The sequence below is a fragment of the Shewanella sp. SW1 genome, assembly GCF_025653545.1.
GTDB lineage: Bacteria > Pseudomonadota > Gammaproteobacteria > Enterobacterales > Shewanellaceae > Shewanella > Shewanella oncorhynchi.
This window is the reverse complement of record NZ_JAKKSG010000022.1, coordinates 62,049-81,164: the sequence shown is the minus strand read 5'-3', so window position 1 is coordinate 81,164 and position 19,116 is coordinate 62,049. Positions and strand designations below refer to the sequence as shown.

The 19,116-nt window shown below is 45.9% G+C and carries 16 protein-coding genes; 3 read left to right on the top strand and 13 right to left on the bottom strand.

Features of this window, described 5'->3' with window-relative positions:
- Positions 1-11 precede the first annotated feature (11 nt).
- From L5M71_RS18340 to mazG, 9 genes are all read right to left on the bottom strand, one after another.
- Positions 12-647 (bottom strand): protein-L-isoaspartate(D-aspartate) O-methyltransferase, encoded by a 636-nt coding sequence (locus L5M71_RS18340; RefSeq protein WP_028761363.1) that lies wholly within the window; start codon positions 645-647, stop codon positions 12-14.
- Positions 644-1,393 (bottom strand): 5'/3'-nucleotidase SurE, encoded by a 750-nt coding sequence (gene surE / locus L5M71_RS18335; RefSeq protein ID WP_263208903.1) that lies wholly within the window; start codon positions 1,391-1,393, stop codon positions 644-646. The genes L5M71_RS18340 and surE overlap by 4 nt, the downstream gene beginning before the upstream one ends.
- Complete coding sequence (truD, locus tag L5M71_RS18330; protein ID WP_168822946.1) at positions 1,390-2,505, bottom strand: tRNA pseudouridine(13) synthase TruD; 1,116 nt, start codon at positions 2,503-2,505, stop codon at positions 1,390-1,392. Before truD ends, surE begins: the two co-directional genes overlap by 4 nt.
- A gap of 20 nt (positions 2,506-2,525) precedes the next feature.
- The gene (ispF, locus tag L5M71_RS18325) at positions 2,526-3,011 is read right to left on the bottom strand and encodes a 2-C-methyl-D-erythritol 2,4-cyclodiphosphate synthase (protein WP_168822943.1); all 486 of its coding nucleotides are present in this window, start codon (positions 3,009-3,011) and stop codon (positions 2,526-2,528) included.
- Positions 3,012-3,048: 37 nt separating this feature from the next.
- Positions 3,049-3,840: a 2-C-methyl-D-erythritol 4-phosphate cytidylyltransferase gene (ispD, locus tag L5M71_RS18320; protein ID WP_212601489.1), complete on the bottom strand. Its 792-nt coding sequence runs from the start codon at positions 3,838-3,840 to the stop codon at positions 3,049-3,051.
- Between the two features lie 12 nt (positions 3,841-3,852).
- Positions 3,853-4,152: a cell division protein FtsB gene (gene ftsB, locus L5M71_RS18315; RefSeq protein ID WP_105253074.1), complete on the bottom strand. Its 300-nt coding sequence runs from the start codon at positions 4,150-4,152 to the stop codon at positions 3,853-3,855.
- 99 nt (positions 4,153-4,251) lie between these two features.
- Complete coding sequence (gene eno / locus L5M71_RS18310; protein ID WP_105251763.1) at positions 4,252-5,547, bottom strand: phosphopyruvate hydratase; 1,296 nt, start codon at positions 5,545-5,547, stop codon at positions 4,252-4,254.
- Positions 5,548-5,777: 230 nt separating this feature from the next.
- Complete coding sequence (locus L5M71_RS18305) at positions 5,778-7,415, bottom strand: CTP synthase (protein ID WP_012587102.1); 1,638 nt, start codon at positions 7,413-7,415, stop codon at positions 5,778-5,780.
- Between the two features lie 116 nt (positions 7,416-7,531).
- Positions 7,532-8,443 (bottom strand): nucleoside triphosphate pyrophosphohydrolase, encoded by a 912-nt coding sequence (mazG, locus tag L5M71_RS18300; RefSeq protein WP_263208900.1) that lies wholly within the window; start codon positions 8,441-8,443, stop codon positions 7,532-7,534.
- 508 nt (positions 8,444-8,951) lie between these two features.
- On the opposite strand from mazG, the gene aguA reads away from it, so the two are divergent.
- Positions 8,952-10,064 carry an agmatine deiminase gene (gene aguA / locus L5M71_RS18295; protein ID WP_263208898.1) on the top strand — a complete coding sequence of 371 codons (1,113 nt, stop codon included), beginning with the start codon at positions 8,952-8,954 and terminating at the stop codon, positions 10,062-10,064.
- Positions 10,065-10,137: 73 nt separating this feature from the next.
- Positions 10,138-11,844, top strand: coding sequence for an amidase (locus L5M71_RS18290; RefSeq protein WP_263208896.1), 1,707 nt, complete (start codon positions 10,138-10,140; stop codon positions 11,842-11,844).
- 169 nt (positions 11,845-12,013) lie between these two features.
- Here L5M71_RS18290 and L5M71_RS18285 read toward each other — a convergent pair whose 3' ends face one another.
- From L5M71_RS18285 to L5M71_RS18275, 3 genes are all read right to left on the bottom strand, one after another.
- Positions 12,014-13,078 (bottom strand): methionine synthase, encoded by a 1,065-nt coding sequence (locus tag L5M71_RS18285; protein WP_263208894.1) that lies wholly within the window; start codon positions 13,076-13,078, stop codon positions 12,014-12,016.
- Between the two features lie 55 nt (positions 13,079-13,133).
- The gene (locus L5M71_RS18280) at positions 13,134-14,108 is read right to left on the bottom strand and encodes a DUF1852 domain-containing protein (protein ID WP_263208892.1); all 975 of its coding nucleotides are present in this window, start codon (positions 14,106-14,108) and stop codon (positions 13,134-13,136) included.
- Positions 14,109-14,848: 740 nt separating this feature from the next.
- Positions 14,849-15,460 carry a LysE family translocator gene (locus L5M71_RS18275; RefSeq protein ID WP_263208890.1) on the bottom strand — a complete coding sequence of 204 codons (612 nt, stop codon included), beginning with the start codon at positions 15,458-15,460 and terminating at the stop codon, positions 14,849-14,851.
- A 99-nt stretch (positions 15,461-15,559) separates the two neighbouring features.
- On the opposite strand from L5M71_RS18275, the gene L5M71_RS18270 reads away from it, so the two are divergent.
- Positions 15,560-16,432 carry a LysR family transcriptional regulator gene (locus L5M71_RS18270; RefSeq protein WP_263208887.1) on the top strand — a complete coding sequence of 291 codons (873 nt, stop codon included), beginning with the start codon at positions 15,560-15,562 and terminating at the stop codon, positions 16,430-16,432.
- Between the two features lie 434 nt (positions 16,433-16,866).
- Here the strand turns inward: L5M71_RS18270 and relA are convergent, their stop codons facing one another.
- Positions 16,867-19,074: a GTP diphosphokinase gene (gene relA / locus L5M71_RS18265; protein ID WP_263208885.1), complete on the bottom strand. Its 2,208-nt coding sequence runs from the start codon at positions 19,072-19,074 to the stop codon at positions 16,867-16,869.
- Positions 19,075-19,116: the final 42 nt, after the last annotated feature.

The following is a 19,116-nucleotide window of genomic DNA, read 5'->3' as shown; positions in this document are numbered from 1 at the left end:
ACAACACAAGGTTAAGCTAACTCTCCATTAATTAAAGGTACAAATTTAACCGTTTCAATGGTTTCAGAACTAAAGCGGTCAGCAGTGCGCGTAATACGCATCAATTGTTGAGTATCCTCTCCCACAGGTAAGACTAACACCCCTCCATCAGCCAACTGAGACAGCAAAGCCTCTGGTATAGTCGCCGCCGCCGCAGTCACCATAATGGCATCGAACGGACTACGATTAGCCCATCCCAACCAACCATCACCATATTTAAACGACACATTATGCAAATCTAATCGTTTTAAACGCTGTCTTGCTTGAATTTGTAGACCTTTGATCCGTTCGATAGTACAAAGCTGAGGCACCAATTGAGCCAAAATGGCTGCCTGATAGCCCGATCCCGTCCCCACTTCTAACACTCGCTGTGGCATCTTGTGCAGTAAGAGTTCGCTCATACGGGCAACGATATAAGGCTGCGAAATGGTTTGCCCTTGTCCAATTGGCAAAGCCGTATTTTCATAAGCTTTATGGGCTAGCGCATTATCGAGAAACATTTCTCGCGGCGTATGCGATATCGCCTTTAACACGGCTTGATTACGGATCCCCGCATCTTGAAGCTTTTTAGCTAAATTCACCGCCGATGTTAAGGCAACTCGAGTCATATTTTATCTACCCAATTTTGCAATGCCGTTAGTTGTCCGTAGGCGGTTAAATCAACCGTCAAGGGCGTAATTGAAACATAGCCATTGGCGATAGCATGAAAATCAGTGCCCTCTGTGGCATCCTGCTCTTGTCCCGGTGGACCAAGCCAGAAGATTTCACGTCCGGCAGGATCTTGCGTTCGCACTATGCCTTCGGCCTTATGACGAGCACCGAGGCGAGTCACTTTGATCCCTTTAATTTGATCAAGTTGCAAGTCAGGCACATTCACATTTAAGATCTGATCTTTTGCCAAAGGCTGGGCCAACAAACCTTGAACTATCCGCCGAGCATAAACAGCAGCCGATTGATAATGTTCGAATTTACGGCCATTAAGCGAAATTGCTATTGCAGGAAAACCTAAAAAGCGTCCTTCCATCGCGGCGGCAACCGTCCCCGAATATAAGGTGTCATCACCCATATTTGCCCCCGCATTGATGCCAGACACCACCATATCAGGTTCGCCATCACATAATTCTCGGATAGCCAAATGAACGCAATCTGTCGGTGTACCGTGAACGGAAATATAGCCATTATCTAACCTATTAATTCTTAATGGATTAGTCAAGGTTAATGAGTTGCTCGCACCAGAGCAATTTCGATCCGGCCCCACAGTCAGCACAGTCGCAATTTCAGCCAAAGCCTCAGATAAGGCTTTGATACCTGGAGCATTAATCCCATCGTCATTGCTAACAAGGATACGGATCATGACTCTGCTTCAGTCTTAACAGTATCAATGTTAGCCACTACGTTAGCGTTAATTACCTCAGGCGCAGGCTCCTGCACCAATGTAGCTTGCCATTGCTGCTCTTTAACATCTTGATAATTAACCAACTCTCTCAATAACGATGTTGCAAAACTGCCCGCAGGCAACACAAACTCCAGCACTAAGCCATCGGCGGTTTGTTCGTATTTAAGGCCTTGGGGCTCAAGCAGTAACGGACGGCGTTCTTGCTCTAATCCGGCGTGCTCTAAACCATAGCAATCGTCAGCTAACTCACTCATGGCTAAGGTTTCCACCGCAGCAGCTTCACCTTGGGGTAACATCATGCCGCGCCCCCACAATGGTGCAGAAAGTTGAATGTCTTTTTCAATCAGACGCTTCAATACGATGAGATCCCATTCAGGCGTAACAAAGAAGCTTTTGCTGCCCGCTAACATCACACAATCACCCGCTAAAGGCTTAGTGCCATGGTTGGCTAATCGGTACGACACTACAGTGTTAAACAGATTTGAGCGCACGGCAGACAAATACATGCTGCGCTTATTTCTGTCTTTGACTTTTTTACCCGCCATCATTTGGCGACCAAACACTAAGTTTTTGCCATCGTGACCAAAGCGCTGCTCACCAAAGTAATTGGGCACGCCCACTTGAGCGACCTTTTCGATACGACTGATAATGTCTTCCACTTGGGTGACATTTCTCAGGGTAAGAATAAAGCGGTTACCGACTAAGGCACCAATTCGCAGTTTCTTGCTGTGGCGGCTGCTCGACAATATAGTCAAACGATCGCTATTGAGCTCCTTCCAAGTAGGCGTTTCTTTACCAGGAATACGCACACCGAACCATTGTTCTGTGATGGCATTTTTATCTTTTTGCCCAGCGTAGGTCACTTCCTTTGGATGCACCTTAGCAAACTTAGCGATCATTTCAGCGACTTGTACTGTATTTAGCCCTTCTTTGCGTACATGCAGCATGTGATGTTCACCTTCACCCGTCGGGCTAAAAGGCAAAATCTCTTTCACGATAAAATCGCTATTTTGGGTTCTTAGATCTGCTGTACCTAAAGGCTTACCATACAGATAATGTAATTCGCTCATGGGACTTTTTTACTCTTAAGTTAATCGTGTTTGCGGGCCATAAGTACCACGGCTTCTACCGCAATACCTTCTTTACGCCCGGTAAATCCAAGCTGTTCAGTCGTGGTCGCTTTGACATTAATATCGTCAAGTTCCGCGGTTAAATCGGCGGCTAATATCTGGCGCATTGCCTCTATGTGCGGTGCCATTTTAGGAGCTTGGGCTATGATAGTGACGTCAAGATTGCCTAGCACAAAGCCTTTCGCTCTCGCTAAAGCATAGCAATGACGCAGCAATACGCGGCTATCAGCCCCCTTATAGGCGGCATCGGTATCGGGGAAATGTTTTCCTATGTCACCGAGCGCTAAAGCACCGAGGATGGCATCGGAAATCGCATGCAGTACCACATCACCATCTGAATGTGCGACTAGGCCTGTTTCATAGGGTACTTCCACGCCACAAAGGATAAGTGGCCGCGCCGCACCAAATTTATGCACATCGAAACCATGGCCGATACGGATTTTCATTTAATATTCCTAACGTATTATTTTACTTTGATTATGACTATTTAACGGCACGCATCAAAAACAGTTCGGCTAGCCCTAAATCGTCGGGATGCGTTACTTTTATATTATCAGCACGGCCCGAAACGAGTCCGGGTGATATCCCCGCCCATTCCATCGCCGAAGCCTCATCTGTGACTACCGCACCTGCAGCCAGAGCCGCATTGAGGTAATTTTTTAATTGCTGTGCTGGAAATAACTGCGGCGTCAATGCATGCCATAAATTATCGCGACACACAGTGGCACTGATTTCACCCTGTTTATTCGCGCGCTTCATGGTATCGCGCACAGGCATAGCCAAAATAGCACCTTGGGGAAATTGCACTCTGGATGCGAGTAACTTGTCGATATCCGTCGCGGTTAAACAAGGTCTTGCCGCATCATGCACTAAGGCCCAACTGTGCTCGGGCGCAATTTGCAGCGCCGCCAACACAGAATCAGCGCGCTCACCGCCACCTAATACTGTAATCAATTTGGGGTGCACGGCCTGTGGCAAGGTATCGAAGATAGTATCGTTCGAATGTAAGGCGACGATCACTTGAGAAATGTGCGGATGGGACAAGAGCTTATCTAAGGTATGAGCAAGAATACTCTGGCCGCACACCTCAAGATATTGCTTAGGTCTGTCGGCGCCCATACGGCTACCTATGCCTGCGGCGGGAACGATGGCAACCACAGCTTGAGTGACATGCTCAGCTTGGCGCTGCAATTCAATTTGTGTTACCAGATCAGATTGACTATCGGGATTGGATTGTTCATTTAATCCAAGATCTAAATGTCCTAGCTCTGTCATCCTAACTCCATATTACTGAGATGGACTCGATACCGAGCGCTCACCACCCACGACGCGATAGAAGGTCTCGCCTTCTTTAACCATGCCAAGTTCGTTGCGTGCGCGCTCTTCGATGGCTTCTGTACCACTTTTCAGATCGATGATTTCTTCCTTCAGCACTTGGTTACGCTCATTGAGTTTGGCGTTACCTTCTTGCTGGGCGGCAATTTGTTTTTGCAGAACGAAATATTCAGGAAGACTATTACCTCCCGACCAAAGACGGAATTGCAGTACACCGAGTAGCACTATGAGTGCAATGACAAAAAATTTCATGGAGGAATTAGCGTCAGTATCTTGGATTAAAAAAATATACAGCAGATAGTACAACAAAAAAGGCCACCAAGTGGTGGCCTTTTTACATCAAATATTAAATTACGCCTGACCTTTGATCTCTTTCAAACCACGGTATGGCGCTTTTTCACCTAATTGCTCTTCGATACGCAGCAATTGGTTGTATTTAGCAACACGGTCAGAACGACACAGTGAACCGGTTTTGATTTGGCCAGCAGCAGTACCTACGGCTAAGTCAGCAATGGTTGAATCTTCAGTCTCACCACTACGATGTGAAATCACGGCGGTATAACCCGCTTCTTTCGCCATACGAATAGCCGCTAAAGTCTCAGTCAATGAACCAATTTGGTTAAACTTGATAAGGATTGAGTTAGCAATACCGTTTTCAATACCACGGGTTAAGATTTTAGTGTTAGTAACAAATAAATCGTCGCCCACTAATTGGATCTTATCGCCCATGATTTGAGTTTGATAAGCCCAGCCATCCCAATCTGATTCGTCTAAGCCATCTTCGATAGACACGATTGGGTATTGGTCAGCCAATGATTTTAAGAAATCAGAGAAACCGTTCGAGTCGAAGACTTTGCCTTCGCCCGCTAAATCGTATTTGCCGTCTTTGTAGAATTCAGATGCAGCGCAATCCAGCGCTAACGTGACATCAGTACCTAACTTGTAGCCAGCCAGTTCAACCGCTTCTTTGATAATGGCTAACGCATCAGCGTTTGACGCTAAGTTAGGTGCAAAACCACCTTCGTCACCCACAGAAGTGCTTAGGCCTTTGTCGTGCAATACTTTTTTCAGCGTATGGAAGATTTCAGCGCCCATGCGCAGTGCTTCACGGAAGGTTTTCGCGCCAACAGGTTGCACCATGAATTCTTGGATATCAACGTTGTTATCCGCGTGCTCGCCACCGTTTAAGATGTTCATCATAGGCACAGGCATAGAATATTGGCCTGGTGTACCGTTTAATTCAGCAATATGCGCGTATAAAGGAATACCTTTAGATGCTGCTGCTGCTTTAGCAGCCGCTAAAGACACAGCCAGAATCGCGTTTGCGCCTAACTTGTCTTTGTTTTCTGTGCCATCTAAGTCGATCATAATTTGATCAAGCTCAGCTTGTGCAGTCGCATCTTTGCCTAATAATGCAGCGCGGATGACACCGTTTACGTTAGCAACAGCGGTTAATACGCCTTTGCCTAAATAACGGCTCTTATCGCCATCACGTAATTCTAACGCTTCACGGCTACCGGTTGATGCACCAGAAGGCGCCGCAGCCATACCCACAAAACCACCTTCTAAATGCACTTCGGCTTCAACAGTTGGGTTACCACGAGAATCCATAATCTCGCGACCAATCACGTTAATAATCTTAGCCATAACACCCTCGATTTAAGTTTAAAGATAAAAGAAAAAACCAATACCTATGGGAATAAATGGAAGTCACATACCGCAGAAAATAACCAAACTCCATTTACGGTTTGCTTCCATACAGATGCAACGGATACCCATGCTGTTTATACCCAGAGGTATTAAATTCTTATGTTTCAAGTCGCGACGAGTGTAGCAAAAGGCCGGCACCACTGTCGCGGGTCCGGCCTTAAATATTCTTACTTCAGATCACGTTTTTGATGCGCACTTGCCGCAGCAATAAACCCTTCGAACAATGGGTGACCATCGCGCGGCGTTGAGGTGAATTCAGGATGGAATTGACCTGCAACAAACCATGGGTGATCTTTTAGTTCGATCATTTCCACCAGTTTACGATCAGAAGACAAACCGCTGAAGATCATGCCAGCTTGCTCTAAACGCTCTCTGTATTTGTTGTTCACTTCGTAACGGTGACGGTGACGTTCTACACAGCTATTACCTTTGTAGGCTTGAGCCGCTTTTGAACCCTCGAGTAAATGACACAATTGAGCGCCTAAACGCATAGTGCCACCTAAGTCAGACGCTTCATGGCGCTGCTCAACATTACCTTCTTCGTCAATCCATTCAGTGATCAAACCCACAACTGGGAACGGTGTTTCTTTATTGAATTCAGTTGAATGTGCATCAGCCATACCTGCAACATTACGCGCAAATTCAATCAGGGCAACTTGCATACCTAAACAAATACCGAAATACGGTAGATTGTTTTCACGGGCAAATTTTGCCGCCAGTATCTTACCTTCAACACCACGCTCGCCAAAACCGCCTGGTACTAAGATACCGTCTAAGCCCTGTAAGACTTCTTCGCCTTTAGCTTCTACGGTTTGTGAATCAATATACTTGATGGTCACTGATACGCGGTTTTTAAGGCCTGCGTGTTTTAATGCTTCGTTGACTGACTTATAGGCATCTGGCAGTTCAATGTATTTACCCACCATACCAATAACGACTTCGCCGTTTGGATTAGCTTCTTGATAAATAACATTTTCCCACTCAGACAGATCCGCTTCACGGCATTCTAAACCGAAACGCTTAACCACTAAGTCATCCAAACCTTGTGAACGTAACAAAGCTGGGATTTTATAAATACTATCAACATCTTTTAATGAAATAACCGCACGCTCTTCGACGTTACAGAACAGCGAAATTTTGGCTTTTTCATTCGCAGGAATCGCACGATCACCACGGCAAACCAGCACATCTGGTGCAATACCGATAGAACGCAGCTCTTTCACTGAGTGTTGAGTTGGCTTAGTTTTCACTTCGCCTGCAGCACCTAAGAAAGGCACTAAGGTTAAATGCATGAACAGAGTACGATCACGACCCAGCTCAACACCGAGCTGACGGATAGACTCTAGGAACGGCAAGGATTCGATATCACCCACAGTACCGCCGATTTCGACGATAGCGACATCATGGCCTTCGCCACCTGCTAATACTTTTTCTTTAATTGCATTAGTGATGTGCGGGATAACCTGAATGGTTGCGCCCAAATAATCGCCACGACGTTCTTTACGTAATACTTCTTCGTAAATACGACCGGTAGTGAAGTTATTACGGCGATTCATCTTAGTACGGATGAAACGCTCGTAGTGACCCAAGTCGAGATCTGTTTCTGCACCGTCTTCAGTAACAAATACTTCGCCATGTTGGGTTGGGCTCATGGTACCCGGATCAACGTTAATGTAAGGGTCCAGTTTCATGATGGTTACATTGAGACCGCGGGCCTCTAAAATTGCAGCTAATGATGCTGCTGCAATGCCTTTACCTAGTGATGAAACAACGCCACCAGTAACGAAGATATACCTTGTAGTCATGCTGAACCTGAGAAAATGAGTTTGAAAATACGTGCTTGTAAGAAAGCACTAGGACGGGGCAGTAGTATACCAAAGGCGGCGCGATTCGACAAACACCAATCGGGATAATTTGCCGTTTATCTCGTCTCCATCGCTTTTACTTGGTCCCAATAGGCATCGAGCTCTATTAATGTGTGCTCTTCCATGCTTTTACCGCTGTCACTCGCCAACTGTTCAACGCCGCGAAAACGCCGTTCAAATTTAAGGTTGGCTTGGCGCAACGCTTGCTCTGGATCGACCTTAAGATGACGAGCTAAATTCACCACGGCAAATAGCAAGTCGCCCATTTCGGACTGCACTTTCGCTTGGTCTTGCTCGGGTTGATTCACCTCATGCAAGACTTCATCGATTTCTTCGTGAATTTTAGCAACCACGGGCTCAAGTTCGGCCCAATCGAAACCGACTCGCGCCACCCTTTGCTGAATTTTGATTGAGCGCGACAGCGCAGGTTGGGTACGCGGAATATTGTCTAACGCTGAAACCACAGTATCTGCTTGGGTTTCACCCGCGACTTGCAGGGCCTTTTGTTCACGCTCAGTCGCTTTAATCGCTTCCCAATTGGCTTTCATCGCTTGGGCGCTATCGCCTATTTGCGGATTTTGCTCACCAAACACATGGGGATGACGACGGGTTAACTTGTCGCTGATTTTCTCAATCACAGTGGCAAAATCAAACTTGCCTTGCTCTTTACCAAGCTGACAATAGAATACGATTTGAAATAACAAATCCCCGAGTTCATCGGGTAACTCATCCCAGGCTAAACGCTCTATGGTATCGGCAACTTCATAGGCCTCCTCTAAAGTAAAAGGCACTATGGTTTGAAACGTTTGCGCTTTGTCCCACGGGCAACCCGTGTGCGGATCACGCAGTTTTTCCATTATCTTAAGCAGCGGCTCAACATCTGTTATAGACAGTTCCGTTGTAGAAGGTTCCGTTGTAGAAGTTTCAGTAGTAGAAAATGAGGTTAATGGCGCCGTGTGGGAAGTCATGCTGATATCCTTTAAAGATAAATACTGCAACGGGCGAATATTGAGAAAGAACAAAAAATACGCCTCCGCAGTGTTTTTTAGCAAAAGGCTACAATAAAGCGATGATGATAAGCTAGGTAAAATAAAAGTGCTATTTTGATGCTGAGATCAGATTTTAGTGACGTATTTCAACTAAGACTTATTTTAACTAAAGAGTATTCGCTCCATTTCGTAATTCACTCATCTCGTGAGCAATAAATTGACAAGCTTCCTCCTCAACAAATTCTCATCTATGTCCTGCATACAAGTATTTAGCGCAAGCCATCTTAAATGATAAGATACGCAGCAATATTTCAATGAAGCTAAAACTCACCGAGTGAAGACCTGACAATTTCGGCCAAACTATGCACATGATAAATGCGGTCCTTCAATTTATTCATTTGATTGATGTTAGGTATATTTCGATTCTGTCGTCCGATGTTAGGACGCACACCCTTATCGTTTTTAAGCATTACTGGAGACAAAACTCATGACAAACGTGACAGTGGATGCCACGCAGTTAACGACTAAGCCATCCCAAGATGGTTTTTATATGCCTGGCGAATGGGCTGCGCAGCAAGCGGTGTGGATGATTTGGCCCTATCGTCCTGATAACTGGCGTGCAGCCGGTGCTTATGCTCAGGCGACCTTTGCTAAGGTGGCCGATGCCATTGGTGCGGCAACCCCTGTTTATATGGGTGTTCCTAAGACGTTTTTAGCCGAAGCTAAAACGGTAATGCCATCCCACGTTACCTTGGTTGAAATGGACAGTAACGATTGCTGGGCTCGCGATACAGGGCCAACAGTGGTTGTAAATGACAATGGCGAATGCCGTGGTGTTGACTGGGGTTTTAATGCTTGGGGCGGCCATAACGGTGGTTTGTACTTCCCATGGGATAAGGACGAACAAGTTGCACAGCAAATGCTTAAGCAACATGGATTTGCCCGTTACAGCGCGCCGTTGATCCTCGAAGGTGGCTCCATCCATGTCGATGGTGAAGGCACTTGTATGACGAGTGCAGAATGTTTACTCAATGCCAACCGTAACCCTGAACTGACAAAAGAACAGATTGAAGACTTACTGCGTGACTATTTGAATGTTAAGCAGTTTATCTGGTTGCAAGATGGCGTGTATATGGATGAGACCGATGGTCATATCGACAATATGTGCTGTTTTGCCCGTCCTGGTGAAGTCATTCTACACTGGACCGATGATGAGACTGATCCACAATATCCGCGCTCAAAAGCGGCGCTAGAGGTGTTGCAAAATACCGTAGATGCCAAAGGCCGTAAGTTAAAAATCCATCTATTGCCACAACCGGGGCCGCTGTATTGCACCGAAGAAGAATCAAAAGGTGTGACCGAAGGCACTGGCGTGCCACGCACGGCGGGTGAGCGTTTAGCCGGTTCTTATGTGAACTTTTTAATCACCAATAATCGCATCGTGTTCCCGTTGCTTGATCCTGCAACCGATGATATCGCAGCCGAAAAACTGCAGGAAATCTTCCCTGAGCATGAGATTGTGGGTGTGCCAGCCCGTGAGATTTTATTAGGTGGCGGTAATATCCATTGTATTACCCAACAAATCCCCTCTGGAAAGTAATCTAAGGAGAACAGCATGACGCTTGATGTCACTGTTATTGCAGCACAATTGGCTTTCTGCGGGAGGGCGTAAGATGTTTGAAGTTACTGAAGTTTCCATTGCCGAGCTGCGTGCAGCGCTCGAATCTGGCCGCACCACCGCAGTGGAGTTGGTTAAATCGTTCCTCGCGCGGGTTGAGGCGTATGACGGCCCAGCAACCAAAACTAAGCTCAATGCGTTAGTGGTACACAATCCCGATGCGCTCAAAGAAGCTGAGGCGTCAGATGCGCGCCGCGCCCGTGGTGAAACACTGAGCCCACTTGAGGGTATTCCGTATACCGCCAAAGACAGCTATTTGGTGAAGGGACTGACGGCGGCGTCTGGCAGCCCAGCCTTTAAGGATTTAGTGGCGCAATACGATGCCTTCGCCGTTGAGCGCCTACGCGCTGCGGGGGCCATTTGTTTAGGCAAAACCAATATGCCACCCATGGCCAATGGCGGTATGCAGCGTGGTCACTATGGCCGCGCTGAAAGTCCATATAATGCTGAGTATCTTACTGCACCATTCGCTTCGGGCTCTTCCAATGGGGCAGGCACGGGCACAGCGGCAAGTTACTCTGCTTTTGGTCTTGCTGAAGAAACTTGGTCAAGCGGTCGAGGTCCTGCGTCCAATAACGGTTTGTGTGCTTACACTCCGTCACGGGGCGTGATTTCCGTGCGCGGTAACTGGCCGTTAACGCCGACCATGGATGTTGTCGTGCCTTATACCCGCACTATGGCCGATATGCTTGAAGTGTTGGATGTGATTGTGGCCGACGATCCTATCACCCGTGGCGATCTCTGGCGTCTGCAACCTTGGGTACAAATCCCTAAAGCATCGACAGTTCGCCCAGAATCCTATCTGGCGCTGGCGGCTAGCGCCGATACGCTTAAGGGTAAGCGTTTTGGTGTGCCGCGCATGTACATCAATAAAGATGAATTGGCAGGCACCAGCGAAAATCCGGGTATTGGCGGCCCAACGGGTCAACGGATTCATACCCGCCAATCAGTTATCGATCTATGGGAAGCGGCTCGTAAAGCCTTAGAAGCCGCTGGCGCCGAAGTGATTGAAGTCGATTTCCTGTTGGTATCAAATTGCGAAGGCGACCGCCCAGGTGCGCCGACCGTGTTTAACCGCGGTATCGTCACGCCTCAATTCCTCCATGATGAATTATGGGAACTCTCAGGTTGGGCGTTCGATGAATTCCTGCGTGCTAACAATGACCCTAAACTCAACAAACTTGCTGATGTTGTTGGGCATTTGATTTTCCCCCACGATTTAGGCACCTTGCCTAACCGTGAAGGTGACTTAGCGGCAGGCATGGAAGAGTACGTCAACATGGCTAAGCGTGGTCTTAAATCCTATGACCAGATCGACAGTATTCCCGATGGTCTGCGTGGCTTAGAGAAGACGCGTAAGCTAGATCTCGAAGACTGGATGGACGAGCTTAAGCTCGATGCCGTGCTGTTCCCAACCGTGGCAGATGTCGGCCCTGCCGATGCCCATGTGAATCCGGCTTCCGCCGATATCGCTTGGAGCAACGGAGTTTGGGTCGCTAACGGTAACCTAGCAATTCGTCACTTAGGGGTACCGACTGTGACTGTGCCTATGGGCGTGATGGCCGATATTGGCATGCCAGTGGGTTTGACCTTCGCAGGTCGTGCGTATGACGATAATAACCTGCTTAAATTTGCAGGTGCATTTGAGTCGACAGGTGAAAGGCGCATGATACCGCCACGCACGCCAAAGCTTGGTGAATAAGCGCTAAGACCAAGCACTCAATGTAAGAGCTTAGAAATGAAAACGGGATTGGCATCAGAATGCCAATCCCGTTTTTTTTAATACCGACGTCGATACCCTTTCAACAAAGCTAGACTCATGCTGCTATAAAACATACTGCTGTAAAACAGGCTGCAACACTTAACGCGTCTTATCTTAATGCCAAGAGTTCTTTTCTGACGATCTCTGCGCCTGCACTTAAGGCGTTGAGTTTGCCTCTTGCGACTTGATGGGATAAAGGCGTCATGCCACAGTTAGTACAAGGATAAAGCTTGTCGGCATCGACAAATTTAAGGGCTTTTCGTAGGGTGTCAGCTACTTCCTCTGCGGTTTCAATCGTGTCGGTGGCGACATCAATCGCGCCGACCATGACTTTCTTACCGCGAATGAGTTCAAGTAGCTCCATTGGCACATGGGAGTTGTGACATTCTAGCGAGATAATATCGATATTAGACCTTTGCAGTTTAGGAAACACTTCTTCATATTGGCGCCACTCTGAGCCCAAGGTTTTTTTCCAATCTGTATTGGCTTTGATGCCGTAACCATAACAAATATGCACCGCCGTTTCGCATTTTAGCCCTTCAATGGCTCTTTCTAAACAGGCAATACCCCAATCGTTTACCTCATCAAAAAACACATTAAAGGCAGGCTCATCAAATTGGATAATATCAACACCCGCAGCTTCTAATTCTTTGGCTTCCTCATTAAGAATTTTGGCAAATTCCCAAGCGAGCTTTTCGCGACTTTTATAATGGTCATCAAAAAGCGTATCTATCATGGTCATAGGGCCAGGCAGCGCCCATTTAATCGGTTGCGTTGTTTGCTTGCGTAAAAATTTGGCATCTTCAACAAACACCGACTTTTGGCGGCTCACTGGGCCGACAACCGTGGGCACGCTCGCATCATAGCGATCACGAATTTTAACGATTTTGCGTTTTGAAAAATCAACGCCGTTGAGGTGTTCAATAAAGGTAGTGACAAAATGCTGCCGCGTTTGCTCACCATCACTGACAATATCAATCCCCGCTAGCTGTTGATCCTGTAATGACAAACACAGTGCATCGTGTTTACCGGTAATTAATTCCTCTCCTTGCAATTTCCATGGAGACCACAGCGTTTGAGGCTCTGCAAGCCATAAAGGTTTAGGCAAACTGCCCGCAGTTGAAGTCGGTAACAGTGTCTGGTTAAGCGATGTTTTATTAAGTCGTGTTGTCATAATAATGATGCCGTATTGGGTTAATTATTGAGCGTGACGATTAGGAGCAGAGCGACTAAAGGTAATTAGCAGGCCATTGTTCAAAAAACGTTTGGTAGGGCTTAATAAAGTGCTCGGCTGCAAATTTGCCTTGCTCATTCGCCAATTGACTGCGTTCTGCTCGGTCATAAACAATTTGAGTCAGTGAATGATCCAGATTTTTCAAATTAGGTTGATAGCATTTCCCTGCAACAGCATTGGCATTATAAATCTCAGGGCGATAGATTTTTTGAAAAGTTCCCATAGTGCTGATGGTGCTTATCAACTCAAGATGGGTGTAATCATTCAGTAAATCACCAACGAAATAAAAAGCTAAAGGCGCCACGCTATTTGGTGGCATAAAATAGCGCACCTGTAAGCCCATTTTTTTGAAATATTGCTCAGTTAAAGACGATTCATTTGGCTGATATTCAACCCCTAATACGGGATGCTGATTCTCAATTCTATGGTAGGTTTTATTATCCGACACACTGAGGCAGATAACCGGTGGCTTATTAAAATTCTGTTTGTAAGCATCAGAATTAACAAAAGACTGAAATAGCTTGCCATGCAGACCACCAAAATCATCTGGAATACTAAATTTGGCTTGGCCCTTATTATGCTCTGCCAGTAATACGCTAAAGTCATAATCGCGTACGTAAGATGAAAAGTTATTGCCGACAATACCTTCAATACGCTTATTAGTTTTATGATCAACAATATTGGTTTTCAAAACTTCAATCGATGGGAAGGTTTGACCGCTGCCGTCAATATCCAAATTAACGGATATAATTTCAAGTTCGACAGTATAACGTTCACCTTTGGGGTTATCCCAATGCGCTAAGGCATTAAAACTGTTGTCAATCATCTTTAACGCGTTGCGTAAGTTCGCTTGGCGATGACTACCTCTGGCCAAATTAGCAAAGTTGGTCGTGATACGCGTCTTGTCTGAGGGATGATAATTTTCATCAAGACAAATGCTGTTAATCGTAAATGTAAAATGCTTATTCATAGTGATCCAGTATCCCATTGTCTGATTTCAAACCTGAGTTTATGCCCTGCGCTTCTAGCTTCTCGACCCTACTCTGATAGACATTATTAGTGTTCTGTCTGAGGTTCTATTTAACTTAAGTGCCGATGACTTAAGTCCTGATGGCTTAGCTAGGGTGCAACTTCAAGCTTGTCTAATATTTCGCTTGGAGTCATTTATACGTGGTTCGGCACATGAACAAAAACGGTTTTATTTCACATAGAACATGAGCCATATTCATGATCAATTAGCATAACGTTGTCGATTAACCTGAACTTGGGATTGGGAAAAGCAGGAAAGCAGGAGCAGCAATATGTTTCCGAGTTAGTTCTCCTAGAGCCGGCTTGTAATAGCCGATTACACATATTTTCCCAAAGCTCGTTGTATTACCTGTTGCGCGATATTTATTGTCATTGTGCCCCCAGTGACTCGCCGCCTATTTATTTTAAAAGAAGCATCCCTGAGGGCTCTACTAAAACATGTTTTAGTAGGTCACTGGTGCAACAATGCCAATCTTAACTAACCCTCTCGCTGCTCGTTTAGCTAAAAAGCTATTGCATCATTGTGAGCTATGACCGATTAATCACTCAGTGCGCAGAGGATAATTTGACTTACATTTAGTCATTCCAAAAATATGGAAGTAAAGACAGATTACACCTCTATCTAAGTGACTAAATTTAGCGTACCAGTACAATACTTACTTATTATGTGAGAGTTGGAATTTAGGCTTTTATTGATAATGTTGCACCAAAAGCAATTAGACCAAAACCACACGCCTGATTAATTCTATGACCAAACTTTTGAATTATGTGACTCGCTTGTACAGATGTGACTAGGTAAGCGACTATACAAAACCAAGCCATATGTAGAAGTGCAATGTAAACGCCATAGCTAATAACGAAAGACATACCTTCATTATAGGCTGAGATTAGTTGGCTAAAGACGCTTAGAAAGAAAAGCATTGTTTTAGGATTCAATACATTACACAAAAAACCTTGAAATATGTACTTTCGAGTATGTGTGGGTTGGTCTGTTGAGTTTTCATAGTCTAATTTCAACTTAGAACTGACTAACCCTGTTACACCGAGATAAATTAAATACGCCGCACCAATGTACTTCACTATGCTAAATAAAACCGCATTCTGAGAAACTAAGTGACTAATCCCTATCACTGAATAGGTAATATGCACACAAACACCAATCCCTATCCCAAGAGCCGTTAATATGCCCGCTTTTCTGCCAAAAATTGCACTGTTTTTAAATACTAAAACAAAGTCAGCACCAGGGCTTACTACGATTAAAAGCCCAAATACTGCAAAACTTATTAACTCCATTTTCTATCCTAACTGTTCATGATTTTAAAATAATTGTATAGATTTATTGGTAAGTTATAATCGAAAAAAAGGCATCCTAAATGTGAGAAAAAGTCACAGATGAGACATTTAAAAGCATTCTATGTATTTCATATTACGGCAGAGTCATCGAGTTACAGTAAGGCAGCAGAAAAACTTCATATCACTCACGGAGCAGTGAGTAAGCAAATTAAATTGCTAGAGAGCCATTTGTCGCAGTTACTGTTTTACAAACAAGGTAGAGGAATGTGTCTCACGCAAGAAGGTGAGCTACTCAAGCTGTACACTGATATTGCGTTTAATGCTCTAGATAATGGAGTTAAGAAGCTAACGAGGGAAAGCAATAAGCATCTTGAAGTTTCCTGTGAGCCCACATTAACTATGCGCTGGCTGATGCCTAGGCTGGCCAGTTTTTTCCAGCTTACGGGTATTGATGTTCGACTATCAACAGCAGGAGGGCCTGTGGATTTATGTGAAACAGGATTATCTTTAGCCATCCGGCGTGATGACTTCGATATTAGCCCAGAATATACGACACACAACTTAGTCAATGAGTGGGTTGGCCCTGTTTTTTCCCCTGAATATTGGAACAAAGCTCAGCACAACTTAGATGATATCGTTTTGCTTCATAGTGAAACGAGACCTTCTGCATGGTCAGATTGGTCATCACGTTCAACACATGCCTTTAATATCAATAAGTCTAAATCCTTTGAGCATTTTTATTTCTGCTTACAGGCGGCAGTTGACGGTTTAGGGGCTGCTATAGGGTCATATCCTCTGATAATCGATGACTTGAAAAACGGGAGACTGGTGGCTCCATTTGGATTTACTCAATCTGGACATCGTTATGTACTGCTCAGCCACACAGAAAGACTGGGAAGCAATGAATTGGAGTTTTTAAACTGGTTAGAAAAGACAATGTCCTTATGCCAGCCTGAAACTCTTAGTTCGTAATTGTAGTGGGTTAGTGAATTTGATCTGCTATTTGTAGGCGACTCGCGTGGTTTGGAGTAGAAAAAGTTATCTGAAAGAGAGGGCTCTCCATCTCGTAGTAACACGAAAATATCCAAAAGTTTCTTATGTTCAATCGAATGACTTCGCTCAAGTCTAATCAGGTTGAACAATTTAACAGAATACTTATGACTTAGTTTTTGAACCTACGGGTTACACTAATACTTGAAAGGTGAGCCATGGTGATTTGCGAGACGACCGTCCGCCCCATGGACGTGGCGGTCGAGCATCCAAGGACGGAGTGACTACGCGTCGGGGAGCAAATGCCATGGCAAACCATGGCTCAGAACGATGAACACTCCCTACCGCCCCAATCCTTTATCTCTTGCTTCTAGATGACTTCTAGATATCGCTCGCTTCGATAGGCGTTGCTAGCCTTAAAGTCGTCTTGCCTCGATCACACTATCGACTTGGGTCAGTTTCGATAACACCCGCGATAAACCATCGAGGTTATAAAGCTCCAGTTCCAACTCAATCGCGGCGGTCTGGTTTTTAGTATCCGATGACGAACTCATGGCCAGTACATTGGATTTTTCGGCCGCCAGCACTGAGGTTAAGTCACGCAATAAGCCGCTGCGATCGTGGGCTAATACCCGTAAACGCATCCGATAACCGCCGGAGTAATTTTCGCCCCAGACCACATCGACGCCACGCTCTGGGTGAACCCGCATTAACTCTTTAACTTGTTCACAATCAGCGCGATGTACCGAAATGCCACGGCCCTTAGTAATAAAACCTAAGATTTCATCACCGGGAACTGGCTGGCAACAACGGGCGATATGGTTAAGCAAGTTACCCACACCGTTGACTTCAACCTGACCACGGCCACTTAAGGTCGGTTTGTGTTGGCCTTTCTTAACTAACTCTTCGACCGCATCTTCTTCTGACACTTCGTCGAGTCGCAGTCGGCTCTGAATATGGTTAACCACTTGATGCAGACGCACGTCACCGCCGCCAATGGCCGCTAGTAAGTCATCCATGCTCGCCATATTAAAGCGCTCGACCGCGATGGCCGCGTCTTTAATTTTAAGGCTCACCCGCGCCAGTTCAGATTCAAGCATTTCTTTGCCGGCGACAATATTTTTGTCTCTGTCCTGCTGCTTAAACCAATGCTGGATTTTCGAACGCGCCCGCGAGGTACGGATATAACCTAAATTTGGGTTAAGCCAGTCGCGCTTGGGGTTGGGCTGTTTCGAGGTGATGATCTCGATACGCTCGCCCGTTTCGACCTGATAAGTAAACGGCACAATACGGCCATCGACCTTAGCACCAATACATTTATGTCCCACTTGGGAGTGAATGTAATAGGCAAAGTCGAGCACGGTTGAGCCCAGTGGCAAGTCGACGACTTCACCGCTTGGGGTGAACACATAGACTCTGTCTTCAAACACTTGGCTACGGACTTCTTCGACCAAGTTGCCACTTTCGACCACGTCTTCCTGCCATTGCAGAATTTTACGCAGCCAGTTAATTTTTTCTTCGTAGCCGCTTTGCTTACCGGAATGATTGCCTTCTTTGTATTTCCAGTGCGCGGCCACACCCAGCTCTGCATCTTCATGCATGTCTTGGGTACGAATTTGAATTTCAACGGTTTTGCCCTCAGGCCCCACCACTACGGTATGAATCGATTGATAACCGTTAGGCTTAGGGTTAGCGACATAGTCGTCAAATTCCCGTGGAATATGGTGCCAGAGCGTATGCACAACACCTAACGCGCCATAACAATCCTGCAGACGCTCAGTCACGATACGCACGGCGCGCACGTCAAACAACTCATCAAATTTGAGGTGCTTGCCCTTCATCTTGCGCCAAATACTGTAGATATGTTTCGGCCGGCCGTAGACCTTAGCGCGAATTTGATCTTCATCTAATCTTTGTTGCAACTGACTGACAAACTTGTCGATAAAGACTTCACGATCCAGTCGTTTGCCATCTAATTGCTTAGCAATGTCTTTATAGGTATCAGGATGCAGATAGCGAAAAGAAATATCTTCCAGCTCCCACTTCAATTGTCCAATCCCTAAACGGTTAGCCAGCGGCGCATAAATATCGGCAATTTCGCGGGCCAGCAGCACGCGAGTTTCTTCGTCGGCATTTTTCACCGCCCGTAGCAAACACACACGCTCGGCAAGCTTAATCACAACGGCGCGCACATCTTCAACCATAGCCAATAACATGCGGCGGATATTGTCGATTTGTGGCTCGGTTGAACGACTATTAGGATTGATTTTCAAGGCGCCAATCGCATTCATGGTCACGACACTCGCGACTAAACGCGCCAGCGGCTCACCAAATTTCTCTTGGATGGCTTCTTCGGTCAGTAACCCAGCATCGAGCACAACAAACAAAATTGCCGCCTGCAGGGTTTCAATATCCATGTTTAGTGGTGCGAGGATTTCAATCATCTCTCGAGCACGTTCGAGCAGTTCTCTCTTCGCCGCAGGACTCTTGGCTGGTAAGGCGTCAATCTGCCCTATCAAAGAGAGCAGCATCTGCGCTTCATCGGCATGACCAACATAGCGAGCTACCCAATCTTCTAAGTGAAAATCGGGATCATTAAAGTGCGCTTCGCGAACAGAGACCATCTAATTTATTTCCTTATCCGTGCTCAGAGAGAAAGTGGGCAC